Here is a 26016-nt window from a genome sequence, read left to right as displayed (position 1 = left end):
GAATAATTTTTGATAGACTAATAACCCAGTTCCTCTAATATTTCTACAGCATTCGTAACCATATCAACACAAGTTGTCTTGAAAAGTCCTTTTTCCTTTGCTGTATTCATTCCTACTTCTGTAGATATATCATATCCAAGTAAATCGCGACAGACAATATAGCCGTTCTTCTGTTTAAATGCATTGTTGAACTCAACTGTCTTTTCATAACATGCTATCTTATCAGCACCATATTTCAGTCCTATAACAATAACAGCTCCTGAAACAGCACCGCATATTTCTCCTGCACGTACTCCGCCTCCAAAGCCACAAGCAATGCTGAATGCTTGTATTTTTGGCAAACCATATTTTTCACTAAAAGTTGCGAGCACTGCTTGTGAACAATTATAACCCTCTAAAAATAATTCTTTTGCTTCCTTAGATTGTATACTCATTTGATTAAAATTCCTCCGATTCATTATTTTATTTCATTATTTTTTTCTCAAGAAATAATTGTCTTCCCCATACAAATTGAATCCTTCATACATTTGTACTGTCCATAATTTTCAATTATCACGTATCCAGACTTTTTATATAAACTCATAGCTTGAACAAGTGGTTCGCCCGATTCCAAAATGAGTTTTTTAAATCCCTTTTCTTTTGCCCGTTCCTCTATGAGGTTTAAAAGTTCCTTTGAAATACCTTTTCCACGATATTCTTCTTTTATAAATACTCGTTTTACTTCTGCTATATCATTTCCAAATAATTTGAAACTGGCACATCCAATTGGTATAGCCTCATCATAAACAATAATGACATCATGAATATCTTCTAACTTATTATATTGTATGTACTGTAAACGATTCTCCTCGCAACCAACGATATGATTAAGGTAAGTATCTAACATATGACACAATATAATAAAATCTGGATTACAGCCATCAGCATATATTATTTTCATAACATTTCCCCCACTTATTTATTCTTAGTATTTGTTCCATAAACATCTTATTCTGCCATATCACTTAAAGTTATTCCTTCAACTCTATATAACGTCCAATCCTTCATCTGCTGCGCTCCTAATGATAAATAGAAATCAATACTTGGTTGATTCCAATCAAGGCAACTCCATTCGAGACGTCCACAGCCTCTCTCTAAAGCGATTTGTGCAAGTCTCTTGAAGATTGCCTTCCCATAGCCTTTACCACGATATTCAGGTAAAACGAATAAGTCTTCTAAATAGATTCCTGCCCTACCTACAAATGTAGAGAAGTTATGGAAAAAAAGTGCAATGCCTATCTCTTTTCCATCGACCACTGCAAATATTACTTCTGCTTTTTTCTTTACAAAAATCCATTCTTGCAATAATTCCGGTGTTGCAACCACTTCATCTAGCATGTTCTCATATGTTGCTAATTCCTTAATAAAATACAATATTAATTTTACATCTGTGTCGTTCGCATATCTAAATTCAAAAGTATCTTTCACTCTTTGTCCTCCATGTTTCATAGGTAAATTGAAATGATTTTAACCATGATAAACCTTGCCTTTTAAGAATGTCAATGTTATTAACAAAAAAGACTGGTACACTACCAATCTTTTTTGTGTTTTTAAATCGTGCGTAAACGATTAATCTCTTACACTACCTTACTTTTTCTAATAATTTTACAACTTCCTCAACTTTTAAAACCTTACCATAAGCCACGACCTTACCATCTACTACTAATGCAGGCGTTGACATAACACCATATGCGGCAATTTGAGCAAAATCAGTTACATGTTCTATTGAAGTATCCATTGATAACTGCTCAAGTGCTTTTTTCACATTTGCTTCTAATTCATTACATTTGGCACATCCTGAGCCTAAGACTTTTACTGATTCACCACTAACAATATCAGGTTTCACATTTTCTATTGGTTGTGTATCACAAGTTCCTGTAGCACAAGCTTCACTACAACCACAGTTGCTATTTACCTCTTTCACTTCATCCTTTTTCTTTCCAAGTCCAAATAATGACATAATTATGCTCCTTTTTCTTTTATTAAAATACTCTTATATTATTTTTTATCTAAATTTGTTGGAACCCATCCTGTATCTTCACCAACATATGTAATTGCACCTTGAGGACAAATATTTCCACATCCATGACAATGATCTATACATTCTTCAGGATTTGTAACAATTGGAGTTAATTCTTTTTCCTTATTGTAAACTCCATGAGAACATTTTTTCACACATGCTCCACATTCATTACACGTTGAATAATCAATTACAGGATACCACTTTTTTGCCATAATTATCTCTCCTTTCTCTTTGTGACTTCACTTTATTTAAACAAGTTTTAAAAAAACACTTGTAATGCATTAAATCCATAACCAATAATAATAATTCCTACTGCAACAATTGCGACAAATACAACTAATAATTTTGGTTTTACAGCCTTTCTTAACATAATCAAAGATGGCAATGATAGTGCTGTAACACCCATCATAAAGCTTAAAATTGTTCCTAACCCTACTCCTTTTGAAAATAGTGCTTCTGCAATTGGAATCGTTCCAAATATATCTGCATACATCGGTATTCCTACTACGGTTGCAATGATTACTGAAAATGGATTATTTGTACCCAAAATACTTTGAATAATTGCTTCTGGAATCACATTATGTATCATTGCTCCAATTCCCACACCTACTAATACATACCAAAACACCTTCTTAACAGTCGCCTGCACTTGCTCTTTTGCATAAGTGATTCTTTCAGATTTCGTTAAATCAGGCGAATCAATGTCAACTCTACTAACCCCAGTAATAAAATCTTCAACGTATTTTTGCATACCAAGTTTCTCGATTAGAGTTCCTCCGATGACGGCTAATACAAGACCAACAATAACATATGCCACCGCTACCTTAGCTCCGAAAATGCTCATTAATAGCACTAATGAACCCAGATCTACAAGTGGGGATGAAATAAGAAACGAAAATGTAACTCCTACTGGAAGTCCTGCACTACTAAATCCGATAAATAATGGAATAGAAGAACAACTACAAAATGGCGTCACAGTTCCAAGTAAGGCTGCTAAAATATTGGCCGTTACACCATGAAATCTTTCAAGTATCTTCTTTGTTCGTTCTGGTGGAAAATAGCTTTGAATATAGGAGATAATAAATATCAAAATAGATAATAGCACAAATATTTTAATTGTATCAAATATAAAAAACTGAAGACTCCCTCCCAACTTTCCTTGAATATCTAGTCCTACTACTGTCAACAAACTCCCTATCACCTCGTTTAACCATTTCATTGCGAGTATTTGATTTTGGAAAAATAACCATATTGATTCTACTATTTTCATTTTACAACACACCTTTCCTATTATATTAATGTTTCTATTGGTTTACTTTTAAATCTATATCCTTATCTGCATCTTTATCTACATCTCTATCTATATATCTACGCATTTACATGTATAGATATGTAATACTATATTAAAGCCATCTAATCGATGGCACTAATATATCTTAAAAACTATTCCATTTTAGTTATATTTTTCAAAAGATCTTTCGCTATTTTAATACCTTCTGGATTAATTGAGTAGTGCGTCCACTTTCCCTCTTTACGACCAATTACAATTCCTGAATCACATAGAATTTTCATATGATGAGATAATGTTGATTGACCAATCTCTAATTTTTCTAATAACTTGCATGCACATTTTTCACTATCTGATAATTCTTTCAATATCTCTATTCTACTTTCATCGCAAAAAGCTTTGAAAACTTTAGCAATATCTGAATTTGTCATAACTCTATCCCCTCTCAAATCTATTATTATCAATATATGGATGATATCACTTATATCGATAGTTGTCAATATGTTTTACTAATTTTTTCAAAAAAAGAGTAAGTCAACTTTTATGACATACTCTTTTCATAAAACACCACTTACTGTAACGATTCTAAATATTCCTCGAGACAAAGTCCACTTATATAAATTTGGGCTGCATTTTCTTTTCCTACATATCTAAAATGCCAAGGTTCAAAATTAGTACCAGTTATTTCTATTTTATCAGACGGGTATCTCAAAATAAAACCATATTTATAACTATTAACCTTAAGCCATTGTTGCACTTTCGCATTATCTTGATTATTTTCTCCAACAACATCGATTGCCAATCCTATTTGGTGTTCACTTGTTCCAGGAATTGCGACCCATTTCTCTGTCATTGTTTCTGCTTCTTTTGTAGAGTAGCCTTGAGATTTTATATCATAAAATTTTTCATCAAACATATTTTTCTGCATTTGTGTCGTTCTGTATCCAGAAGATATCATAGGATATAAGCCATTATTTCTTGCATTATCAAACATTTCTTGCAAATCTTTATATATCCTCTCATCCACAGACTCTCCGTTTTTAAGTTTTGTGAGTGAAATATTATAATTATCTGGAATAGGATTCCAATGGTTTACTAGTATTAATCTCCAATCATTTTTAATAATTTCACTATTTGCTTGTAAAATAAATGGTTTATTTTCAGTCCCATTAACTATTTTGCTAACATAACCGCCTTCAGCTAGATTTATTCCGCCTATAATTATAAATATACATAAAATTCCTATCATAAAATTAAATTTTCTTTTGTTATTTGTTCTTTTTTTATTTGTGTTTTTGCTAATTGTTTTTATCTTATTATTCATTAATAAAATTTTATCCTTTCATAAAATCAATAAAAGTATTGTAATTTTATTTTTATACTATTCTCTTTCTTTGAGGATTTCAACCAACGACACTTTCTTCAAATGTCTAGACAATAAAACATTAACCAACAAATAGGAACCCATGATAATGCCAATCATAATTAGATATAGATACACTGGCATAACGGTTGGCATTCCTGCTGACACATTCGAGATAAAGCTTGGATATATCATACTTATTATTTTTTTTGTAATTGGCAATGATATTAATGTTGTTATTAGAACAGTATAAAGATTACATCCAAGATATAGTTTCTTCACTTCCTTTTGAGAATATCCAAAAACCTTAATTAATGAAATACTAAATGTTGCCTTATCAATCATCATTTTTAGCAACAGATACATTACAATGACAAACAATACAACCGAAGCAGCAACAATTGTTACAATCATATCCGACATCATAGCATACATCTGATGTGCCGCTGCTTCCATCTCGTTCTTTGTAATTACTGATGCAATTCTTCCCGACTCTAAATCTAACTTATCCTCGGATAATAAGGTATTAAAATAGCCCTCTTTTTGATCAAATACTTTGCGCATATTATTAATATCCATAAATATATATAGTCCATTGGCAAAATGTACCACATCTTTTACTTTAAATTTATAACTTCTGTTTGCCGTAGTATCCTCTAGAGTAATCGAATCTCCTATTTTCCAGTTGAATTTCAATGCAGCTGAATCAGATATGAATACTTCATTGTTTTCGCTTTTTACATCAAAATCAAAATATACATTATCCTTTTCAATCCCCTGCAGCGTCACTCCCATATCACCGCCTGTTAAATCAAATTTTGTATTTAATCCTTTTGTATATGCGATTTCAGCTTTTGGAGGGCTTTCCTGCATTGGATAACTCAATATATACTGGTACTGATAATTTACATCCTTCGTGATTCCATTTACATAATTATCAATACTCCCAAAGATACAAAATCCAAGCATCATAAGAAGAATCGCTATAAATAGTCCAAAGAACAATGTAATATTACCTCTAATTTCACGAATCAACTGTCTGATACGGTATCGATTAATAAATCCCATATTCTTAAGATCCACATTTGCAATTTTAGTCTGCTTTTTCTCTTTTCTAAGTAGTTTTAGAGGCTCTGCTTTTAACTTTCCATTTAGCACAAAATAATTTACCAAAGCTGTAATAATAATTGGCATTAAGATTCCAAATGCAATCAAATAGAGAGGATAAGTGCCAATTGCTTTTGGAAACGAAAAATAATTTGAACTACTTAATACTTTTGAAGGTATCAGCAAAAATCCTAGAACCGTTCCAAAAACACTTGAAACAACTGTTAATGCAACAGGCAAAATCATAAAATGCCTGATCAACTCTTTTTTTACATATCCCATGGAATATAGGGTGCCAATAATTGCACTTTCCTTCTCTATATTATGAACAGAAAATACGGATAGCATATAAGCAATTAATAATAGGATAATCACACCAGCAACTAACGCAGCCATCTTATTAATTGCCACGTCATCTTCACAACTAGTAATCCTTTGATTATCATTCGCTTTTAAGAAAAATGTGAGATTTGAATATTTGAATGATGTATTTGTCAGATTTTCTTTTCCACTCTCTAATTGTTCCACAATTTGTTTCATATAAGGATTTGTGATTTTAGTTTTATCAAAATCCATATTCGTAATATAATTTTTCACCTTATCATGTGTGCATCCATTTTCAAGTATATAGGAATATTCATGTGCCACATTGTCATTGTCTTTTGTGAGTTCATTAAATCGATCGGTTGAAACAAAGCACACACTGAATTTTTTTATATCGGACAATACATCCGTAATATTTTTAACTACATTGGAATAATCTGGAACGCTTCCAATTCCTGATATCTGATATGTATTCCCAGCAAGTACAAAGTTATCGCCAATTGATAATCCAAGATTATCAGCAAGATGTTTTTCCAAAATAATTTCATTATCGTTTTGCGGATCACTTCCTTCATCTAATTTTATTTGATTAATATAATCTCGATTTTTGAAAATTCGAAGTGAAGTACCCTGTTCAGATTGTGCATCAAAGTAAAATTTTTCTTCTACTTTTGCTCCCAAGTCTTTTAATTCATTTAACTGGCTATCATTCAATGGCACGTGCACCTGAAATTCCCCATCTTCCACATGAGAAGTTTGAAACGTTGATTCCATCGTATTTACGATCGTATCGGCACCACCTGCTAAGCTAACAACCAGGCTTAATGACAAAATAAGCAAAAAAGCCATGGCACCATATTTTACCCATCCTTGTCTTAATTCTCTTATAATTCTTCTATGTAAAACCATCTTTTTATCCTCCAAATTTCAAAGAACACATTTGTTCTTCCAATGATTCAGTTTCCTACAAGCTTTGAAATGAACTTTGCATGTAAAGTTTAATTTTACCATTCCAGATCTTTTGCAGATACCAAGTTAGTGTTCACATAGTCTTTACTAATTTTTCCATCTTTTATTTGAATCACTCTATGTACCATATCTTTTATTGCTGAGTTATGGGTAACAATCAGCATTGTAGTTCCATATTTTTTATTTACTTCTTCTAATAACATCAAAATATCCTTTGATGTCTTATAATCAAGAGCACCCGTTGGTTCATCACAAAGCAACAGCTTTGGATTTTTGATAAGGGCTCTTGCAATTGCGCATCTTTGCTGTTGTCCACCTGATAACTGTGAGGGAAACTTTTTTTGATGTTCAGTCATTCCCAACGTATCGATTAACTCATCAATATCAAGAGGTTCCTTCGTCAGATATTCACATACCTGAATATTTTCTCTTACCGTCAGATTTGGAACAAGATTATAGAACTGAAAAATGAATCCCAAGTAATCTCTTCTATATTTTGATACTGCATTTTGTCTTAACCCTGTTATATCTAGTCCATCCACAACAATATGGCCTTTATCTATACTATCAAGTCCACCAATTACATTTAAAAGAGTTGATTTTCCAGAACCGCTTGGGCCAAGAATAACACACATTTCCCCTTTTTCAACTCCAGTTGTAATACCATCTATTACTTTAACTAGGTTTTCTCCATTTCCGTAACATTTGTCAACCTCTTTTACTTCTACATACATAATTCCCCTCATTCCTGCGCATCTTTTATCGGCTCACTCTGCGAGACAATGCGCATATTTAATTTGTATTACAACCACAAATCTTTCATATCTCTCGTCGTATCTGTACCTTTCGAATATAAATCACATTGTTTAAAATATCTTGATATTTTATAATATGCTTCACCAGCATAACGATGTTATGTTATTAGGTTTTTATTAGGGATACCATTAATTGATATCCCCTTCTTATAGTGCTACCGAGATGATATAATTTATTTTTTTTCCCAAATACTAAGCCAACCATTCACCATGAATTTCACCATTACCTCTATCTGCGCTTCCGCTTCAATTTGTGGTAATCCATGTGTAATAAAATGTGCAAAGGTAAATATTTGAACATGAGAACACCAGTGAATTGTATAATCATCGACTCTGGGTAAATGATAAATCTCAGATATTTTATCAGCCAAAACACGGTAATGTTTTTCAGACATCTCTACAAATTCATCAAAACACTTTTCAAATTTAGAGCCTTGTGACTTTGTTAAAAGCAATAAAAATTCATCATGATAATGATACATAAAGTGAATGGCCATTTTTGATGCCTCTAAGTCATTTTTCATATCATTGTTTTCTATTACTAACTCTTTCGTCTCTGCGATTTCATCTAGATAATGCAGTTTCATAATTCCATACAACTTATCTAGCGGCTCTTTCACTAATGAACCAAACAGGTCTTCTTTATCCTGAAAGAAAAAATACAGTGCTCCAGTAGTCACATCAGCTTTTTTACAGATACTTCTTAATGATGCTGCTGCATAACCTTTTTCCAGGAATTCTTCTTTTGCAACTTTTAATAGTTTTTCCCGCGTCTGTGTTTCTTGTTTCATTTTCACCATCTTTTCTGTTTATAGAATTTAAATAGTATTTAGATAACACTGTTATGTTATCATCGATTTGCACTACTGTCAAGAACGATTTTCTGATGTATAAAAAGAATCTGAACGATTTTCTGATATAGAAAATATAAAATTATCGATCAATCTGGTCTTTCCAACAAAAACTGCCATCGCCACTAAGACCGGACTTTCTAGTTTTTCCACCTGATGCATTGACACTGAATCAACGATTTTAAGATAATCAATTCTAACCAACGGCTCCGCTTCAATGTAATCCTTCATTGCTTTCACTAAAACTGCGCTATCTCTTTCGCCCTCTTCTAATATTTTCTTTCCAAGTTGGATTGATTCGCTTAAAACAAGCGCAGCTTTTCTCTCTTCTTCATTTAGATACTTATTACGAGAGCTCTTTGCAAGACCATCCTTTTCACGAATAATAGGGCAGCCGATTACTTCTACATTGAAATTCAAATCTCTTACCATACGCTTAATAATAGCAAGTTGCTGTGCATCTTTCTCGCCAAAATATGCTCTATCCGGTGTAACAATATTGAATAGTTTTGAAACAACAGTGCATACTCCACGAAAATGTTCTGGCCGGCTTAAACCACATAATTCTTCTGTTAGCACTGACATATCGACATACGAGCAAAAATCGGATTCATACATTTCCCCTGATTGGGGATTAAATATTAAATCCACGCCATTTTCCTCACACAACCGAATGTCACTTGCAAGGTCCCTTGGATAACTTGATAGATCCTCTTGGGGTCCGAACTGCATCGGATTGACAAAAATACTAACTACAACTATATCATTTTCGCAAGCTCGCTTTACTAAACTTTGATGTCCTTCGTGAAGATAACCCATTGTTGGCACCAATCCTATGCTAAGACCCTCGTTTCTCCACTCTTTTATACATTCCCTGACTTCTTCTATTGTCTTTGCGATCTTCATGCTTTTCTCCATTTCTGCTCATCTTTTTAAGTATTATAACTCGTTAATATAATTTCTCAATGATTTCATCTGCTATTTGAAATGTATGTTCTTCTCCTGGAAATGTACCAGCCTTTGTTTCCTCTATATACTGTTTAAATGCAACTGTCATCACTTCACCAACATTGGAAAAACATTTTACAAACTTTGGTCTGAATCCTGAAAACATTGCTAACATATCTTGATATACCAAAACCTGACCATCACAGCCAGCTCCTGCACCAATTCCAATCGTCGGAATACGAATAGATTGCGAAATCAGACTTGCCAATTTGTATGGCACACATTCAAGTACTACTGCAAATGCACCGGCCGCCTCAACAGCCTTAGCATCTAGAAGTAACTTTCTTGCAGCCTCTTCATCTCTTCCTTGTACTTTGAATCCACCAAATGCATTTACAGACTGAGGCATCAATCCAAGATGTGCCACAACGGGAATGGAGGCGTCCACAATTGCTTTTATCTGAGGACATACCTTTTCCCCTCCCTCTAGCTTTACGGCATTTGCACGACCTTCTTTCATAAGTCGCCCAGCATTATTAACAGCATCATAAACAGATGTTTGGTATGACATAAATGGCATATCTACGACTATAAGTGCATTTTCACAGCCTCTTGCAACTGCTGCTGCATGGTGAATCATATCCTCCATAGTCACGGACAAAGTATCTTCGTATCCAAGCATTACCATTCCAAGCGAATCACCCACTAAAATCGAATTAATTCCAGCTTCATCCATTCGTTTTGCAGTAGAATAATCATATGCTGTAAGCATCGTTATTTTATCTTTCATCATTTTTTGCTCTTGTATTGTAGTTACTGTATTTTTCATCGTCTTTCCAACTCCTTTTCTTCCAACAAAATATTAAAAAGCGCCTGTTTACCTACAATAGAAAAATCTATTGTAAAAAGTAAACAAGCGCTGTATATCGAACCAAATTAAAGTTTTATCCAATTATGCCTAAAATAATCTTAAAAATGGAATAATTCTTTTTAGTTCCTGCCTGTTATGTTTTTTAGGTCAAGACTGTCTGATTTATAATATTCCTATTGATAATGAGACTTCCATAATGAAGTCCAATTATAAATATGTATGTGCTGACACCATTTAATTTCGTCCTCATGTCTGTATATAATCACAGTACATTAGACATCAAAAAAGTGCAGCTAATTTTCATTTCAATTACTCGCCTATCATAACTTGTTTGTTGATAATTTTCAAGAGTAATTTCTATAAATAATGTTTAATATAAAATATTATCAACCTCAACCTCTTATATCAAAACAAGTTTTTACTTTTCTTCTTCAAATATCGAATAAATTGCTTGTTCTGAAACAGGTTTTGAAAAATAATAGCCCTGAATATAGTCACATTCCAATTTTGATAAAAGTTGGAACTGTTCCACGGTTTCTACTCCCTCAACAACAACTTCCAAACCACAACTTTTTCCGATTTGGATTACACTTTCCGCGATTTTTAAGGCAACTTCATCAGATACAATATCATCTATAAATGTTTTATCAAGCTTTAATGTTGTAATAGGAAGCGCCTTCAAATAGGTAAATGAAGAATACCCAGTACCAAAGTCATCTAGTGCAATGCTAATATTCATACTTCTAAGAATTTTTAATTTTTCATATGCAATATCAATTGAATTAACAAAAACTGATTCTGTAATTTCTAATTCAAGATACTGAGGTTCTAACTTATATTTTTCTAACACTTTACATACATATTCTTCAAAACCATCACTGAGTAATTGAACTGCAGAGACATTAACTGCTACATTAAATTCTTTACCAAACTTAATATTAAATTCTTTTATAAAGACACAGGACTTTTCTAATACCCAAGCCCCAATTTCATTAATCAGATTTGTTTCTTCTGCCACTGGAATAAAATCTACTGGTGATATAAAACCTTTTTGGGGATGCTTCCATCTAATCAGTGCTTCAAATCCATCATAGGAACTTGTTTTAATATTATACTTTGGTTGATAATAAACCATTAAATTCTCATTTTTCAAGGCCTCCTTTAACTCTTGCTGCAATAAGGCTTTACGCTCAATAAGCGCATTCATTGAAGGATCAAATATAATGAAATTATTTTTTCCATTTGTTTTTACTCGATTCATTGCGTCTTCTGCTTTTTTTAAAAGCGTTTCAAGACGATCTTTGCACTCTCCTGTACATATGATACAATTTTTCCCTGAGCAGGAACTTGTGTAAGCCACGCCCACACTTACCGTCATGCTAATGTTATATTGGTCCACCGAAAAGCTTTTCTCAAATAGGGACAAAATATTTTGAGCCATAGTCCGTATTTCATCTAGCGTATAATCTCCCTCTTTGCAGACAACAAATTCATCCCCTGCAATCCTATAGATTTGATACTCCGGGTATAAATATATAATCATCTTCAATATATCAGAAACTTGACATAACAATCTGTCTCCCACCACTTGACCAAATAGATGATTGATGTACTTCAAATTATCTACATCAATATCGAACATCACAGATAAACTATGTTCATTTTCAACCAAGGAAATGTCTTTATACTTTCCGTATAGACTTGCCCTATTGGGAAGGCTTGTAAGCACATCTATGTAAGCTATTGTTTCCAGTTTCTTTTTTTGATTCACAATTGAATCACCCATGATTTGTATTGATGTCTGTAGTGTTTCAAGCTCTATACTTTTCGTCTTTGGCATATCATGTAAATGCTCATAATCTTCCTCCGCAATCTTTTTTATGGATTCAGAAACCCTTTGTATAGGATTTATTATATGTTCAATAAGCCAACGTCTAGCAATATAATAAAAGAGGAAAAGTAGAAGGCCTCCCAATATCAGCATATATACTGTAATATGAAGTTGAAATTTGTAGGCAGATGCCACTGATTTTCCGACAAAGAAAGCACCAATGGGTTGATTGTTCATATCAAAAATAGGAGCATAAGAAACGATATAAGGTTCTCCAAGAATATTTACTTTTCCTATATATTCATTGCCTTTATTTAATACTGCTTCTTCAACTTTTGGATCCATTGTAGTCCCTGTTTGATAGACACCGTCCTTTTTTATGGTTGTTAGAAACCGTTTGTTTCCGATGAAAATTGTTGCTTCTGATCCCGTTATTCTTTTTGTATCATTTATAAAGCTTTGATCTGAAAGTTGCTGTGCTATTTTGATTTTTCCAATTGTATCACCATTCTCATCTTTGATTAATGTTGAACAAATTAAATAAATTCCAGCATCATTACTTCCCTTGAGCATAATAACTCCATTATCTCCATCGGGAGCAATAAAATTTACGATATTGTTATCTAAACAGGTATTTTTTTCGAAAACCATTGTGTTATCATTCCAAATTTGGACTAACTCAATATTATGACTTCCAACAGAATTAATGTAATTATCCCAGATGGTTTGCCTCTTACTAACATCCTCTAATAATGTGGTTTCCGATAGAACAATTAAGTTCTCAGAAAAAGAAGAAATTTGTTCTTTACCTTCTTCTAAAACATTAGATTTCAAACCATAAACTGCGGTTTTTGTACTATCTATTACTGATTGTTTATATATGGAAAAGAAAATATATATAGCCATTAAACATCCCAATCCAATAATCATAACAGAAGTGCTAATTGTAAAAACATTTAGCTGTTTCTTAATTGAGCTCTTTTTTTTCATAGTCCTCCGTTGTTATATATAACAAATACTTTATTTTTATTTTATCAAGGATTTTATCCCTCGAAGATTATAACACATTTCTGTATGCATGTAAAAACGCACCCATATAATAAAAATGAGTGCGTCCAATGTTATATTTTTTTATATTAAGCATATAAGAATCCATCTGCAAAATCATTAAATGATGATGCGATGACTTTTTGACCAGCTGTATTTGGATGAGTTCCGTCCTCACAAAACAATTCACTCATATTTTCAGCCTTTAGAAATGCCCCTCTTAAATCAACTAGTGGAACATGTTTTTCAAATGCAATTTTTTCGACCGCCTTAGAGTATATCTCTTGATGATAGTAAATATTTTTGATTTCACCAAGCCATTTCAAAATATTCTTTTTGTTTAGATCTTTACAAAACCAATCAAAAAAGTTTTGCGCTTGTAATGGGGGTAATGTTGTCAATATAGGTAAAATACCTTTTTTCCTTAATGTATCAATAATATCACAATAAGTTTCTGTAAAAATTTCAATAGGGGTATTAGGCGAATAATTACCTTCTGGATTTTCTGAAATAGCTCTCCAATTATAATCACAATCATTACCACCATAGTCCATTATAATTGCATCACATGCAATATTTTTTTCTAGTCTTTTTTTGAGTAAATTATTCCCCTTCGTAACCGTACATCCAAAACTCGAATAATTTTTAATATGAAGCAAGTATTTTTCACTTAACGTTTCTATATCAATCTCATTATTAATATAATACTTTTTATTTATCGGATTTACCTGAATTCCCTTTAAAATTGAATCTCCAAATAATTCTATATTTATCATTTGCTCTAACATTTTTCTTATCATAATCAGCCGCCTTTTTTATTACTATATTACATAGTATTTATAGCTACATCATAAGTTATTAATAAACGTTTGTCAAATATTATTTAATAATATTTTTTATTTGGGCGACAAACAAACGAGCCAAATGATAGTTATCTATTCATTAATGCATTTTCTACTGCTTTCTTAATTACTCTGCTTGAATTTGTTGCTCCACTAACTGCATCAACATCAATTTTTTGTTCATTTATTATATTAGTTGTAATTTTTTCAGCTGGACCACCACGTTCGTTTCTATGTTCAAGTATGTTGATATCCGCTATTTTCCCATGTTTAACTGTAACTTCAACCTTAGCATATATGTATTTAACATCATACTCCCCCTCATAAATTCCATCTGGTATATGAGTCACATCAATTTCTGAAATCACAATATTGTTTACTACTTTTTGATAGCTCGTAACACTATAAAGACAACTGCCTATATGGCACACTACTAGTATTACTGTAATCAAGGCAAATATTCTATGTACTTTAATCCATTTATTTCCTAACTGCTTTCTAAAATAATAACTTGCTGCCACTACTATTATACAAATAACTAAACTGACGCCCAAAATATATATGTAAATTGGTCTGGAATCAAATAATGAAAATGACTGTATCAGATGTATTAGTAATACAATAATAAGTAAAAATCCCAATATACTATGTATTTTCGCCATGAATCGATCTAGCTTTTTCATAGGAATCCTCTTTGTGAAAAACTTTGATATTAATATCAATAGAATTGTTGCTGCTATAATTCCAAATATCATAATGCTCCAATCTGCCACTTCTGCGGCACTCAAATCCAAGTTTACAAATATTTTATATTTCATAATCCAAGATTTATTTAAATAAATTTAAATTATAATAAATCACTTAGATTACTTTGAATTAATTTAATTTGATTTCATTCATTCAGTTTCATTCATTGAATCAATTCAGTTTATGATTGACTTCAGTAACATTTTAAAACTGTAGTTTAAATAATCTTCAAGACTAAGTTCCATTCGTAATTCTAAATATTTTTTCTTTCGCTGAGCCAATAAAACAATTCCACTTATACCAGACCAAAGATAAAAAACGGTTGGAATCAACTCAATATCCTTACGGATAAATTGATGATCAATACCAAATTGTAAAAGCTTAGTAATTATGTCATTAATCTCTTCACCTGTATTATATATTTCTTTCAAAACGCTATCTTTTTCAAGCTGTATTATATCCACGTTGATTTCCCCAATCAAAGTTTCAAAATATAGTGGAAATTGTTCCTGAAATTCTAAAATCGTATTACATATTTTATAATAACAAGCCTCAAAATCATCTAACTCCCTTGTACAATCTTCTAGTCCTTTTTTTAATAGATTCATATATTCACAAGCAATACTGTTATATATTTCTTCTTTACTTTTAAAGTACACATATATTGTTGATTTACTATAATCGGCTTCCTTTGCAATATCATCCATGGTTGTCTGTTCAACTCCTTTGATTTTAAACAGTTGTTTTGCGGATTCTATTATATTACTTCTGTTAAATTGAATTAATGTTTCCTTTTTCTTATTTCCCATATTTTCTTTTCTCCTAACACTTTCTACCTTATGAATTCTATTATTGAATTTGTAAGAATGATGTATTCTATTACCTAGGTTACATTTATTATACCGTCGTTATATTTATTGTACTATGAGTTCGATATTTGTCAATATCTAAAATGATTAATTTACGTAAAAAAAACAATCAACCGTTTATGGTCAATTGCTTTTTTTTTATAATTTGTATTCCGTAATTTGTATTCGGTAATTTACATTCTATAATTTGTGTTTTAAATATAGGTATCATTTTATTGATTCCGTGGAACCTGTTTCTATGGATGATTGATTAACCATGCGATAATGCCCTACTACTGTATAGTTTTCAATTTCATTCACCTCTCTTGCACCGAAGCCATCATGATGAATAATAAATGGTATTCCTTTTGAATTGCGTTTATCTGAACATATCGCAATATGATTTGGAAATATTACAATATCCCCAGCTTGCCATTCTTCTGGATTTGAAAAATCTGTAGATAAATTTTCCGAGTTTCTATCAAAAAAAATCTTCAAAGTTTTAACTCTCCGAAAATCTATATTCGGTTCAGGCTTAACAATCATAGAATATGCATTCAAATTACTTTTTATATCCTCATCGACCATTCCCTTTAAATTATATCCAGCATTTTGAAATGCTTTCCATATAACATCTGTGCAGACTCCAGTTCCATCATCCGGATATCCTCCATCATAGTAATTGCTTTCATACTTTGGCTTTGTTGCTATATACTGTCGTGCCCCTTGTAATATATCAGTATAGTCATCTATTCCATCTCCATCTATATCGTAAGCACTCACGATAACTGTTATCCCTAATTCTTCAGCTGTATACACCTTTTGGGAATGTATCTTGGGATTTATATAAACGAAAAAAACTGTTATCGATATAAAGAACAGTATTATAAATAATAAAATTATAAGTTTTATTCGCTTTGCTTTTTTTCCCATCTTATATTAAATCCCCCACTTTCAAATAAGAAAATAAAAAGTTCAAATTATAATCCGTAACCAATTTCATATGTTTTTTTCAAAAAGGTTATTATATTTTCCTCACGTTTTCCTTGCTTACCCTCTTCGTGCTTTCCTTCATTGCCATATTCTCTCGTCATTTGATCAAATACAATCATTTCTTTTTCTTTTGCACGGTTACTAATTCTATCACCAAGCATTACCGTTTTCATTGCTTTGACTTGTTCTTGTCGAACAGTATCATTTAAATTTCCACCCATGCAAACCAGGAATAAAGCCTTATCTAATTGCTTCATTGTTGGCGCATCTCCATATGCAAAGCCAAACGTAAAAACTCTTTGAATCCAACCAACTAATTTTGCTGGTGCCTCAGTCCAAAATACTGGATAAATAAATGTAATCATATCGGCTGTATTAATTTTATTTTGCTCCACTAATACATCTTCCGGTATTGTAAGTCTATCATCATAGAAACCTTCTCTAAGATATTCATTTTCAGATAGTGTTTCATTAAAGTTCATTCTATATAGATCTGAAACTTCATACTGATGACCCGCTGCAACCAATCCTCTTATAAATTCTTCTTTTAAACGATAAGTAAAACTATTATTACTTGGGTGACAATAAACGATCAATACTTTCATTTTTTTTCTCCTGATATTTCCATTAAGATAAGAAGTAAGGTCACTCATTCCTATTCTTTTTCTTTTTTAAATGCAGCACATACAGTGCAAGTGGAAGCATGCAAGAAATTATAGCTACCAATCCAAGTCCCAAAAGTTGCATGGTAGTAACTATAGTAACGCTTTCACTGAGTCTTTTTATACAGGCATCTACACCAATATTGAATAACTTAAAAAATAGAAATTCGTAATCTAAAAGCCCCAACGCCATTGCAAATGTTTTCACTATATTCTTTGTCATGCTATTATCAATATTATTTTCTTTTTTTAATATAAAGTATACAGTTGTGAACGAACTAGTTGCAATTGTCAAAGCCAAAATAATATACCATGTAAAAAAGTAACTTGGTAAGAATGATGCTACTATTCCCCCAAAAAGAGCTGTCCAAAGCGGCAGTTCACTAAGATTGATATGAGGATTCCAATATGTATCTTTACTATTTTCACTAATGTCTTCCATAAATTCTCTAACTGAATCGGTGTCTTCAATTATCTCATCGTCTTTAAGCTGCATAGTAAAACTTCTAGCCATTTGAAATCGATTGATTTTTAATTCAATCTCTTTTAGATGTGAATTATAGATTTCTTCTTTTTTATCAGATGACATCAATATCAGTTTAATTTCATCAAGTGAAAACTCAAGACTTCTATACATTTTAATCTTTTTTAGACACTCAACATCTGTTTCAATGTAATTTCGATATCCATTCTCTTCATTTTTTTCTGGTTTTAGCAACCCTTTTTCTTCGTATAGCTTTATGCTCCTTTTGGTAAGGCCTGTATGCTTTTCAACATCTTTGATTTGCATATTTTTCAATTCTCCTTTATTTTGATTAATATGGCTTATCATATAGCTATACGTAAGGTTCAAGTCAAGCTTTTTAACAAAATATTCTTCTTTTCATGCGGGCTTTTTTTGTTTCTTTATGAGTTATCGTAAATCAGTCCTTAGCTAATTCAATATATTTATCAACCAGCTCATATATCCAGTCCTGTAATGTTGTGAATTCGAAGCCTAGATTTTTAGCTTTATTCGTATTGATACTGTATTCATGCTCGCCATTATATGGTGTTTGATCGCCATCCGCTGCAAGAATAGCAACTTTACCTGTCTTTGTTTCTACATAATCTAAGATTTCTTTTATAGAGATTACTCCATCGCTGCTACCATTGATATAACCTGTAAAATCTTTGTCAGCAAAATATGCCATAAACTTCCCAGCTTCATCAGAACGGATAAATCCCATCCTACATCCTAAATTATCAATATACATTGGAATCTGCTTGATTGCATGTTCCACATAGAAATATAGTCGTTTTGTATAATCATCTTCTCCTATTACAAAAGGAAATCTAATTGCCATCGATGGCATTTTTTTATAATGCTTAAATAGTGCACATTCTGTATGGCGTTTCGATTCATTATATGGAAACTCGTCTCTTTCACACCATACTAAAGTTTCATCTATTGGATTAAATTCACCTTCTTTTGTTTCTAAATGTTTATCATAAACTGATGTTGTTGACATCAAAATATATCTTTCACATTTTGCAAAATCCAAAACATTTCTCACATCATTAGAACAATAAGCAAGGTTGTCATAAACAACATCGAATTTTTTCCAATATATTGCCGTTTTAATCGTTTCTCGGTCCGTTCTATCCAAAATCAATCTTGTAACCTTATCCCCAAACGGATCACTTGCCTTACCTCTGGTTGCGATTGTTACCTTATGTCCTGCCGACAACAATTCGTTTACTAAATGTATTCCAAAAAATCTTGTACCGCCAATAACCAAAATATCCATTTTTATTTATTCCTTTTGTATTAGATTTATGTATCTTAATATTTTTTTACTGTTCATAGCTTATTATACACGTAACACAACAAATAATGTAACGAAATTAAAGCAACACAATCATATTGCTGGATTCAAAAATCATTCACCTCCTAGAGTATATGGTACTAATATAACATTTTAATCTATAATATGCTTATATTTTTTTAATTAAAGTCATTTCTTACTATTTGATATCCTATTAAAAAATGCACAATATTATCCTCTGGTGAATACGCTGATATTAACATATATTTATAGACTTATAATTGTTATAGTTTTTAGAATAAAGGAGGAATATGTACAAATTATTATTATTTGGAGTCGGCAGTGCTTGCAAGGATTTATTATCCAATATTGATTATAATAATGCAACTATACTGGCATATGTTGATAACAATACCTCAATACAAGGGACAGAACTAAATAATATAAAAATCATTGCACCTGATGCTATAGTAAATTACGACTTTGATTATATTATAATTACTACAAGATATTATGATGATATTTTTAATCAACTAACTAATATTGGCATTCATAAAGATATAATTATAGGACTTAATCCATATTATAGTAATCAGTTAAAGGAATCGTTACTTCATCATACCATAATATTAAATCAGTTTTGTTCGCGAACTATTGACCCCTATGCTGTATGTAGTATGCAAAATTTAGGTCGTGAAAGATTAACTGATATCTATCAAACATGTGATTATGTAAGACTCTCTTCACTTGAACTTACAGCAGCAGAAATATACAATAATCATATAGAAGGTAACATTGCCGAATTAGGTGTTTTTCGTGGTGATTTTGCAAAGGTTTTAAATGAGATATTTTTCGATAGGAACCTATATTTATTTGATACTTTTGAAGGTTTTAATGAACAAGATTTAGTTACGGAGCGAAATAATTTTTTTTCGGAGTCTGCTACTTCTGACTTCTCGAATACAAGTGTTGATTTTGTTTTATCAAGAATGAAGTATCCACAAAATTGTATCGTTAAAAAAGGATATTTTCCAGATACTGTATGTGATTTGAATGAGCAGTTTTCATTTGTTAGTATTGATACCGATTTATTCAATCCAATCTATTCTGGCCTACAATATTTTTATCCACGGCTGAAAAAAGGTGGTTATATATTTATCCATGATTACAATAATTTCCGTTTTAAAGGTGCAAAAGAGGCAATCAAAAAATTCTGTTCAGAAAATGTCATAAGTATCTTTCCATTAAGCGATATCTCAGGAACCGCTGTCATAATAATATAGTTCTTTATAAACTTAGCCTACCCATTAGAACCGGAAGGCTAAGTTTCCTATTATAATTCATCAAATAAAATATTATAAAATCAGTAATACTTCTATAACAACTATTGACTAATTCTAATTAATGCATTATAGTTGTATGTACAACCAACTATAAATTCAAAAAGGAGGAACTATGGACCATATAGATAATACTGATACTCAACTCAATGAATGTCTGTTTTTCTCATCATGTAAATTAGCGCGAGTATTAGGAAAAACTGCTGAAGAGGATTTTAAAGTAACTGGTTTATCCCCTAGTCATGCATTTTTGCTTCATATTGTAAATATAAGCGACGGCCTTGGGCAAAAACAAATCGGTGAAGCACTTCATATGACGCCATCAACAATCACACGTTTCATTGAAAAGTTGGAAAACAAAGGACTTGTTTCACGTAAATCAGAGGGCAAAAATGTCTATATTTTCAAGACTGAAAAGGGTTTGCATTTACAGCCTGAAATCGAGAAGGCATGGGCACATGTACATGAAATTTACTCTGATATCCTAACAATTGAGGAAAGTGAGCAGTTTATCTCAACTGCAAACAAGATTATTGCAAAACTAGAAAGTAAATAAAACAAACAAAAATTTAAAGATATGGAGAATAAAACTATGAAAGAAATATTTAATCGCAGAAGCATTCGCAAATTTGAGGACAGACCCGTTGAAAAGGAAAAGATTGATAAGCTACTTCGCGCTGCTATGCAAGCCCCTTCCGCTGCAAATCAGCAACCTTGGGAGTTTATTGTAGTTGAAGATAAAGAAAATTTAAAGACGCTTTCTTTAACAACACCTTATTCAAAACCAGTTGCTGATTCTGCAGTCACATTTGTACTTTTGGCAAACAGCAATAACTTTAAAGTACCAACTGGATGGCAACAAGATATGGGTGCTGCTACTGAAAATATTTTATTAGAAGCAACATATCTCGGACTTGGTGCAGTTTGGCTAGGTGTCGCTACTGCTGATGTAGCAATTGATTACATTAAAAATTTGTACAATTTACCAGAAAATATCAAACCATTTGCTATGATTGCTATTGGCTATCCAGATGGTCAAAAAAACGAGTTTGTCGACCGATATATTGCTGAAAGAATTCATTTAGAAAAATGGACTAAAGGAGAAACATACAATGATTAAAATTGTAGCAAAAAATTATGTGAAGGCAGATAAAATTAACGAATTTATCTCATTGGTAACGAAACTGGTTCAAGAAACTAACAAAAACGATGCAGGATGCATCCATTATGAATTATTTCAAGATGTAAAAGATTCTCATATCCTAACTATTATTGAAGAGTGGGAAAGTAAAGAAGCACTTGGACAGCATATGGCTGCAAAACATTTTCTAGAAATAGTTCCTATGCTCGCAGATTTCACTGAGAAACCCGGTGAGAATAATTTCTATCAAAAACTTGTCTAGGAGGCAACTATATGAATTTAGAATTTTCAATTGAAGAAACTGTAAAAACTAGATATAGTACAAGAACTTATACAGATCAACCGATTTCTTCGGAAACGAAAGAAAAAATCAACACTTATATTAGTACACTATCCAACCCTTTTTCTGTTAAGGTAAGCTTTAAACTGCTTGAGTCAAATACTTCGACAAATTCTGAAAAGCTTGGAACTTACGGTGTAATTAAAGGTGCAAACAATTATATTGGAGCAACGGTCGAAAAAAGTGAGCTTGCACTTGAGGCACTCGGATACGAATTTGAAAAGCTGATATTGTATCTTACTTCCTTAGGTCTAGGAACTTGTTGGTTAGGTGGAACTTTTAACCGTAGTAGTTTCAAAAATGCATTTGAAATCAAAGAAAATGAGATTTTCCCTGCCATCTCACCTTTTGGCTATCCTTCTAGCAAAAAGCGAATTGCAGATTCCTTAGTCCGTATGGTTGCCAAATCTGATCATAGAAAACCATGGAGTGATCTTTTTTATAACAAAAACTTCACTAAGTTATTATCACTAGCAGATGCTGGTGCTTATGCTTTTCCTTTGGAAATGATACGCCTTGCACCATCTGCTTCTAACAAACAACCTTGGAGAATCTTACAAGATGGTACAACCTACCACTTTTATGAATTACAAGCAAAAGGATACAGCACGAGCTTTGGTTATGACATTCAAAAAGTGGATATTGGTATCGCCGCTTGTCATTTTCATCTAGCAGCACTTGAAAAAGATTTGAAGGGCGAATTCAAAAAATTACAAACACCTACTTTAGATGTTCCCGAACAAACTGAGTATATTTTTTCATGGATTACTGCTTAAATACAATACATACATTATCAAGAAGATCCCTCCCGTGCCGCGCGCACAATAAAAAGAGCTCCTTCTCATGATGAACTGACCCCGCCTACTTTGACAAGGGGCAGTTCATTATGTAAAGGGCTCTTTTTCGATTTTTTATATGTATATTTCTATTGATTTAACATTCTATTTTTCAGATTTCCAATATGCCTTGCCATTGCTTCCTTCGCTTTTCCAAAATTTTTATTTATAATAAAATCAACAATTTCTTGGTGTTCTAAATTTGCATTATCACAATATTTTTCATATGTCCCAGAAAGCATTAAATATATTTTCACAATATTATTTGCAGTACGTATAGTATCAATTAGAAATTTGTTTTCTGAGAATTCAGCCAATGTATTATGAAATTCATATTCACATTCAAGCATTTCACAAAAGCTAGTATTTTCAATTGCAATATTATATTTCTCAATAATATCTTTTAATATTTGAATCTGATTTTCAGTTATTTTATTTTCTAATAATTCAACTGCTAATACTTCAACCTTTTCTCTTACTTGCGTTATTTCTTCAATATCTAGTTGCGTAATATCTACTACGACAAAATTATTAGAAGCATTTAAAAACAAAATTTTTTCATATTGTAAACGAGTTAATGCAGCTTTAATAGGTGTTCTACTTATATTTAACTTTTCCCCAAGTTTTTCAGTTATTAACACTTCCCCCGGCTTTAAAACGCTAGATATGATTGCATCTTTAATAATATAATAAGCCTGATCTGATAAGGTTACTCTTTTGTCGATTACTTTTAATTCCATATGATTCCCCACCTTAATTTTTTTTATATTTTTATGAAGTATATCGTATACAAAAAAATATTATATGATAAAAAATATATATCTTTACATATGAAAAGTCAATAATAAATTGTTAATAATTTGACAAAAAATAGTAAAATTAGACAAGTGGTATTCTTTTTATGAATAACAACTTGAATAAATCATTACTAACGCTTTGTAACACCTTTAAATATATTATTAATTATCCTTCTATAGTAATCCCAACTATAGTAATCAAAAAGAGTCGGTTCATGAACTGACCCCGGTCTACTTGGCAGGGGCCGTTCATGAATCGGCTCTTTTTTGCAAACTTATATAAATTTATTTTTCAGGTATATTAGGAATCGCGTCAAATCCTGGTTGAAGATCAGCATCTGTTGGAATATAATCTGTCATTACACCATCATGGAATTTTTCATATGCTACCATATCAAAATATCCTGTTCCTGTAAGGCCAAATACAATTGTTTTTTCTTCTCCTGTTTCTTTGCATTTTAAAGCTTCATCAATTGCAACACGAATTGCATGTGCACTTTCAGGCGCTGGTAAAATACCTTCAATTCTTGCAAATTGTTCAGCAGCTTCAAATACAGCTGTTTGTTCTACACTGGTAGCTTCAATTAAACCATCATCATATAACTGTGATATCACAGAACTCATACCATGGTAGCGTAATCCGCCTGCATGATTTGCAGAAGGCATAAATCCACTTCCCAATGTATACATTTTTGCCAATGGGCATACCATTCCTGTATCACAAAAATCATATGCGAATTTTCCTCTCGTTAAACTTGGACAAGAAGATGGCTCTACTGCAATAAATCTATATTTTTTCTCGCCTTTGAGCACTTCTCCCATAAATGGTGCAATTAATCCGCCTAAATTCGAACCACCACCTGCACATCCAATAATGATATCTGGTTCAATCCCATATTTATCAAGTGCAGCTTTCGTTTCCAATCCAATAATAGACTGATGTAATAATACCTGAGAAAGAACGCTTCCTAGTACATATTTATATCCTTCAGAGCCAACCGCTACTTCTACAGCCTCTGAAATAGCACAGCCTAAGCTTCCTGTTGTTCCTGGATGTGCTTCTAATATTCTTTTACCAACCTGCGTTGAAGTAGAAGGTGATGGAGTTACACTTGCACCGTAAGTACGCATTACTTCACGTCTAAATGGTTTTTGCTCATATGAAACTTTAACCATAAATACTTTACAATCCAAATCGAAATAAGAACATGCCATTGACAATGCGGTTCCCCATTGTCCTGCGCCTGTTTCAGTTGTAACACCTTTTAACCCTTGTTCTTTTGCATAATAAGCTTGTGCAATTGCTGAATTTAATTTATGACTTCCACTTGTGTTATTTCCTTCAAATTTATAATAGATCTTTGCAGGAGTTTGTAGCTTTTTTTCTAAACAATAAGCTCTAACAAGCGGTGATGGACGATACATTTTATAAAAATCTCTTATTTCTTCTGGAATATCAATGTACGCATTGACATCATCCAATTCTTGTTTTACTAATTCATCACAAAACACTCCACTTAACTCCTGCGCTGTCATAGGCTCTAACGTACCTGGATTCAACAATGGAGCTGGTTTGTTTTTCATATCTGCGCGCACATTGTACCACTGAGTTGGCATCTCATTTTCTTCAAGATAAATTTTGTAAGGAATTGTTTTTTCTTTCATCTTAGCTCCCATCTGCCGCGCGAATTTAATTCGCATTATTTAGCGGCTATCAAAATATGTTTCTATTATTGGGAAAAAAGGCATAAAAAATACCCCTATCCCATGCTAAAAATACTGCAGGGACAAGAGCGTTAACTCCTGCGGTGCCACCCGGCTTGACGTAATATCTTACGTCCTCTCAAAACATACTAATATATGTTTTTATTTGTTAACGGAGTATTCTCTCCGGCGTACCTACTATAAGTTCAGTTTGCCCTCAAAAGCCCATTCTTCTTTGCATTTGCTTACCACAATCCCAGCGCCTGTGACTCTCTTTGAAGAAATATCAAAAAATACTTACTCTTTTTCATCGGTTTTTATAATTTTATCATGGAGTATTTTAGTTGTCAATTTTTTTATCCGACATAATCTATATTATTGTTGGTTCGTGAATTGAAATTTTAAATTCCATCCCCTATACCATCACTAGTGGAATTTATTTTTACAAATAGCGGTGTGGACGTTAGTCTTACATTGTTCAT

The 26016-nt window shown here is 32.1% G+C and carries 28 protein-coding genes and 1 other annotated feature; of the genes, 5 read left to right on the top strand and 23 right to left on the bottom strand.

The window, feature by feature from the left end:
- Positions 1 to 17 precede the first annotated feature (17 nt).
- The 21 genes from BMY18_RS08820 to BMY18_RS08720 form a co-directional block, all read right to left on the bottom strand.
- On the bottom strand, positions 18 to 434 hold the full coding sequence (locus BMY18_RS08820; protein WP_170841357.1) for a C-GCAxxG-C-C family protein: 417 nt from the start codon (positions 432 to 434) through the stop codon (positions 18 to 20).
- A 47-nt stretch (positions 435 to 481) separates the two neighbouring features.
- On the bottom strand, positions 482 to 940 hold the full coding sequence (locus BMY18_RS08815; RefSeq protein WP_092453017.1) for a GNAT family N-acetyltransferase: 459 nt from the start codon (positions 938 to 940) through the stop codon (positions 482 to 484).
- A gap of 47 nt (positions 941 to 987) precedes the next feature.
- Positions 988 to 1488 carry a GNAT family N-acetyltransferase gene (locus BMY18_RS08810; RefSeq protein ID WP_170841356.1) on the bottom strand — a complete coding sequence of 167 codons (501 nt, stop codon included), beginning with the start codon at positions 1486 to 1488 and terminating at the stop codon, positions 988 to 990.
- 133 nt (positions 1489 to 1621) lie between these two features.
- Positions 1622 to 1999 carry a thioredoxin family protein gene (locus BMY18_RS08805; protein WP_092453011.1) on the bottom strand — a complete coding sequence of 126 codons (378 nt, stop codon included), beginning with the start codon at positions 1997 to 1999 and terminating at the stop codon, positions 1622 to 1624.
- 38 nt (positions 2000 to 2037) lie between these two features.
- Complete coding sequence (locus BMY18_RS08800) at positions 2038 to 2274, bottom strand: 4Fe-4S dicluster domain-containing protein (protein WP_092453009.1); 237 nt, start codon at positions 2272 to 2274, stop codon at positions 2038 to 2040.
- Positions 2275 to 2321: 47 nt separating this feature from the next.
- Positions 2322 to 3332, bottom strand: a complete 1011-nt coding sequence (locus BMY18_RS08795) for a permease (RefSeq protein WP_092453006.1) — start codon at positions 3330 to 3332, stop codon at positions 2322 to 2324.
- Positions 3333 to 3505: 173 nt separating this feature from the next.
- Entirely contained in the window at positions 3506 to 3781 is a 276-nt protein-coding gene (locus tag BMY18_RS08790; RefSeq protein WP_092453003.1) for an ArsR/SmtB family transcription factor, read from the bottom strand.
- A gap of 140 nt (positions 3782 to 3921) precedes the next feature.
- Positions 3922 to 4674 (bottom strand): M15 family metallopeptidase, encoded by a 753-nt coding sequence (locus BMY18_RS08785; RefSeq protein ID WP_092453000.1) that lies wholly within the window; start codon positions 4672 to 4674, stop codon positions 3922 to 3924.
- Between the two features lie 57 nt (positions 4675 to 4731).
- Positions 4732 to 7053 (bottom strand): ABC transporter permease, encoded by a 2322-nt coding sequence (locus BMY18_RS08780; RefSeq protein ID WP_092452997.1) that lies wholly within the window; start codon positions 7051 to 7053, stop codon positions 4732 to 4734.
- A 95-nt stretch (positions 7054 to 7148) separates the two neighbouring features.
- Positions 7149 to 7847, bottom strand: coding sequence for an ABC transporter ATP-binding protein (locus tag BMY18_RS08775; RefSeq protein ID WP_092452994.1), 699 nt, complete (start codon positions 7845 to 7847; stop codon positions 7149 to 7151).
- Between the two features lie 254 nt (positions 7848 to 8101).
- The gene (locus tag BMY18_RS08770; RefSeq protein ID WP_170841355.1) at positions 8102 to 8719 is read right to left on the bottom strand and encodes a TetR/AcrR family transcriptional regulator; all 618 of its coding nucleotides are present in this window, start codon (positions 8717 to 8719) and stop codon (positions 8102 to 8104) included.
- A 78-nt stretch (positions 8720 to 8797) separates the two neighbouring features.
- Positions 8798 to 9685 (bottom strand): pantoate--beta-alanine ligase, encoded by an 888-nt coding sequence (panC, locus tag BMY18_RS08765; RefSeq protein WP_092452988.1) that lies wholly within the window; start codon positions 9683 to 9685, stop codon positions 8798 to 8800.
- Positions 9686 to 9728: 43 nt separating this feature from the next.
- Positions 9729 to 10556, bottom strand: a complete 828-nt coding sequence (panB, locus tag BMY18_RS08760) for a 3-methyl-2-oxobutanoate hydroxymethyltransferase (RefSeq protein ID WP_092452985.1) — start codon at positions 10554 to 10556, stop codon at positions 9729 to 9731.
- 460 nt (positions 10557 to 11016) lie between these two features.
- The gene (locus tag BMY18_RS08755; RefSeq protein ID WP_092452982.1) at positions 11017 to 13419 is read right to left on the bottom strand and encodes an EAL domain-containing protein; all 2403 of its coding nucleotides are present in this window, start codon (positions 13417 to 13419) and stop codon (positions 11017 to 11019) included.
- A 146-nt stretch (positions 13420 to 13565) separates the two neighbouring features.
- Positions 13566 to 14276, bottom strand: coding sequence for an SGNH/GDSL hydrolase family protein (locus BMY18_RS08750; protein ID WP_092452979.1), 711 nt, complete (start codon positions 14274 to 14276; stop codon positions 13566 to 13568).
- Positions 14277 to 14407: 131 nt separating this feature from the next.
- On the bottom strand, positions 14408 to 15136 hold the full coding sequence (locus BMY18_RS08745) for an FMN-binding protein (protein WP_242940997.1): 729 nt from the start codon (positions 15134 to 15136) through the stop codon (positions 14408 to 14410).
- A 105-nt stretch (positions 15137 to 15241) separates the two neighbouring features.
- Positions 15242 to 15874 (bottom strand): TetR/AcrR family transcriptional regulator, encoded by a 633-nt coding sequence (locus tag BMY18_RS08740; RefSeq protein WP_092452976.1) that lies wholly within the window; start codon positions 15872 to 15874, stop codon positions 15242 to 15244.
- Positions 15875 to 16141: 267 nt separating this feature from the next.
- Positions 16142 to 16846, bottom strand: coding sequence for a DUF1287 domain-containing protein (locus BMY18_RS08735; protein WP_092452973.1), 705 nt, complete (start codon positions 16844 to 16846; stop codon positions 16142 to 16144).
- Positions 16847 to 16893: 47 nt separating this feature from the next.
- Positions 16894 to 17511 (bottom strand): NAD(P)H-dependent oxidoreductase, encoded by a 618-nt coding sequence (locus BMY18_RS08730; protein WP_092452970.1) that lies wholly within the window; start codon positions 17509 to 17511, stop codon positions 16894 to 16896.
- A 40-nt stretch (positions 17512 to 17551) separates the two neighbouring features.
- A complete protein-coding gene (locus BMY18_RS08725) occupies positions 17552 to 18358 on the bottom strand; it encodes a MerR family transcriptional regulator (protein WP_170841354.1) in 807 nt (268 codons plus the stop codon).
- Positions 18359 to 18491: 133 nt separating this feature from the next.
- Entirely contained in the window at positions 18492 to 19358 is an 867-nt protein-coding gene (locus tag BMY18_RS08720; RefSeq protein WP_092452964.1) for an NAD-dependent epimerase/dehydratase family protein, read from the bottom strand.
- 329 nt (positions 19359 to 19687) lie between these two features.
- On the opposite strand from BMY18_RS08720, the gene BMY18_RS21270 reads away from it, so the two are divergent.
- The 5 genes from BMY18_RS21270 (at position 19688) to BMY18_RS08695 (ending at position 22973) form a co-directional block, all read left to right on the top strand.
- On the top strand, positions 19688 to 20659 hold the full coding sequence (locus tag BMY18_RS21270; RefSeq protein WP_207647439.1) for a TylF/MycF/NovP-related O-methyltransferase: 972 nt from the start codon (positions 19688 to 19690) through the stop codon (positions 20657 to 20659).
- 172 nt (positions 20660 to 20831) lie between these two features.
- On the top strand, positions 20832 to 21272 hold the full coding sequence (locus tag BMY18_RS08710; protein ID WP_092452962.1) for a MarR family winged helix-turn-helix transcriptional regulator: 441 nt from the start codon (positions 20832 to 20834) through the stop codon (positions 21270 to 21272).
- 36 nt (positions 21273 to 21308) lie between these two features.
- Positions 21309 to 21836 carry a nitroreductase family protein gene (locus BMY18_RS08705; RefSeq protein ID WP_092452959.1) on the top strand — a complete coding sequence of 176 codons (528 nt, stop codon included), beginning with the start codon at positions 21309 to 21311 and terminating at the stop codon, positions 21834 to 21836.
- Positions 21829 to 22119, top strand: a complete 291-nt coding sequence (locus tag BMY18_RS08700; RefSeq protein ID WP_092452956.1) for a putative quinol monooxygenase — start codon at positions 21829 to 21831, stop codon at positions 22117 to 22119. The genes BMY18_RS08705 and BMY18_RS08700 overlap by 8 nt, the downstream gene beginning before the upstream one ends.
- Positions 22120 to 22130: 11 nt before the next feature.
- On the top strand, positions 22131 to 22973 hold the full coding sequence (locus tag BMY18_RS08695; protein WP_092452953.1) for a nitroreductase family protein: 843 nt from the start codon (positions 22131 to 22133) through the stop codon (positions 22971 to 22973).
- A 149-nt stretch (positions 22974 to 23122) separates the two neighbouring features.
- Here the strand turns inward: BMY18_RS08695 and BMY18_RS08690 are convergent, their stop codons facing one another.
- On the bottom strand, positions 23123 to 23773 hold the full coding sequence (locus BMY18_RS08690) for a GntR family transcriptional regulator (protein WP_092452950.1): 651 nt from the start codon (positions 23771 to 23773) through the stop codon (positions 23123 to 23125).
- 342 nt (positions 23774 to 24115) lie between these two features.
- On the bottom strand, positions 24116 to 25495 hold the full coding sequence (locus tag BMY18_RS08685; protein WP_092452947.1) for a TrpB-like pyridoxal phosphate-dependent enzyme: 1380 nt from the start codon (positions 25493 to 25495) through the stop codon (positions 24116 to 24118).
- Positions 25496 to 25610: 115 nt separating this feature from the next.
- Positions 25611 to 25854, bottom strand: a binding site (T-box leader).
- Positions 25855 to 26016: the final 162 nt, after the last annotated feature.

It is taken from the genome of [Clostridium] fimetarium, from assembly GCF_900111235.1.
Classification (GTDB): Bacteria; Bacillota; Clostridia; order Lachnospirales; family Lachnospiraceae; genus Clostridium_N; species Clostridium_N fimetarium.
Note: the sequence above shows the minus strand (reverse complement) of the source record. Positions and strands in the feature narration are given on the sequence as shown.

Coding starts and splice junctions, on each gene's coding strand:
- BMY18_RS08820 (WP_170841357.1), bottom strand. CDS start 434: ATGAGTATACAATCTAAGGAAGCAAAAGAATTATTTTTAGAGGGTTAT.
- BMY18_RS08815 (WP_092453017.1), bottom strand. CDS start 940: ATGAAAATAATATATGCTGATGGCTGTAATCCAGATTTTATTATATTG.
- BMY18_RS08810 (WP_170841356.1), bottom strand. CDS start 1,488: ATGAAACATGGAGGACAAAGAGTGAAAGATACTTTTGAATTTAGATAT.
- BMY18_RS08805 (WP_092453011.1), bottom strand. CDS start 1,999: ATGTCATTATTTGGACTTGGAAAGAAAAAGGATGAAGTGAAAGAGGTA.
- BMY18_RS08800 (WP_092453009.1), bottom strand. CDS start 2,274: ATGGCAAAAAAGTGGTATCCTGTAATTGATTATTCAACGTGTAATGAA.
- BMY18_RS08795 (WP_092453006.1), bottom strand. CDS start 3,332: ATGAAAATAGTAGAATCAATATGGTTATTTTTCCAAAATCAAATACTC.
- BMY18_RS08790 (WP_092453003.1), bottom strand. CDS start 3,781: ATGACAAATTCAGATATTGCTAAAGTTTTCAAAGCTTTTTGCGATGAA.
- BMY18_RS08785 (WP_092453000.1), bottom strand. CDS start 4,674: ATGAATAATAAGATAAAAACAATTAGCAAAAACACAAATAAAAAAAGA.
- BMY18_RS08780 (WP_092452997.1), bottom strand. CDS start 7,053: ATGGTTTTACATAGAAGAATTATAAGAGAATTAAGACAAGGATGGGTA.
- BMY18_RS08775 (WP_092452994.1), bottom strand. CDS start 7,847: ATGTATGTAGAAGTAAAAGAGGTTGACAAATGTTACGGAAATGGAGAA.
- BMY18_RS08770 (WP_170841355.1), bottom strand. CDS start 8,719: ATGAAACAAGAAACACAGACGCGGGAAAAACTATTAAAAGTTGCAAAA.
- panC (WP_092452988.1), bottom strand. CDS start 9,685: ATGAAGATCGCAAAGACAATAGAAGAAGTCAGGGAATGTATAAAAGAG.
- panB (WP_092452985.1), bottom strand. CDS start 10,556: ATGAAAAATACAGTAACTACAATACAAGAGCAAAAAATGATGAAAGAT.
- BMY18_RS08755 (WP_092452982.1), bottom strand. CDS start 13,419: ATGAAAAAAAAGAGCTCAATTAAGAAACAGCTAAATGTTTTTACAATT.
- BMY18_RS08750 (WP_092452979.1), bottom strand. CDS start 14,276: ATGATAAGAAAAATGTTAGAGCAAATGATAAATATAGAATTATTTGGA.
- BMY18_RS08745 (WP_242940997.1), bottom strand. CDS start 15,136: ATGAAATATAAAATATTTGTAAACTTGGATTTGAGTGCCGCAGAAGTG.
- BMY18_RS08740 (WP_092452976.1), bottom strand. CDS start 15,874: ATGGGAAATAAGAAAAAGGAAACATTAATTCAATTTAACAGAAGTAAT.
- BMY18_RS08735 (WP_092452973.1), bottom strand. CDS start 16,846: ATGGGAAAAAAAGCAAAGCGAATAAAACTTATAATTTTATTATTTATA.
- BMY18_RS08730 (WP_092452970.1), bottom strand. CDS start 17,511: ATGAAAGTATTGATCGTTTATTGTCACCCAAGTAATAATAGTTTTACT.
- BMY18_RS08725 (WP_170841354.1), bottom strand. CDS start 18,358: ATGCAAATCAAAGATGTTGAAAAGCATACAGGCCTTACCAAAAGGAGC.
- BMY18_RS08720 (WP_092452964.1), bottom strand. CDS start 19,358: ATGGATATTTTGGTTATTGGCGGTACAAGATTTTTTGGAATACATTTA.
- BMY18_RS21270 (WP_207647439.1), top strand. CDS start 19,688: ATGTACAAATTATTATTATTTGGAGTCGGCAGTGCTTGCAAGGATTTA.
- BMY18_RS08710 (WP_092452962.1), top strand. CDS start 20,832: ATGGACCATATAGATAATACTGATACTCAACTCAATGAATGTCTGTTT.
- BMY18_RS08705 (WP_092452959.1), top strand. CDS start 21,309: ATGAAAGAAATATTTAATCGCAGAAGCATTCGCAAATTTGAGGACAGA.
- BMY18_RS08700 (WP_092452956.1), top strand. CDS start 21,829: ATGATTAAAATTGTAGCAAAAAATTATGTGAAGGCAGATAAAATTAAC.
- BMY18_RS08695 (WP_092452953.1), top strand. CDS start 22,131: ATGAATTTAGAATTTTCAATTGAAGAAACTGTAAAAACTAGATATAGT.
- BMY18_RS08690 (WP_092452950.1), bottom strand. CDS start 23,773: ATGGAATTAAAAGTAATCGACAAAAGAGTAACCTTATCAGATCAGGCT.
- BMY18_RS08685 (WP_092452947.1), bottom strand. CDS start 25,495: ATGAAAGAAAAAACAATTCCTTACAAAATTTATCTTGAAGAAAATGAG.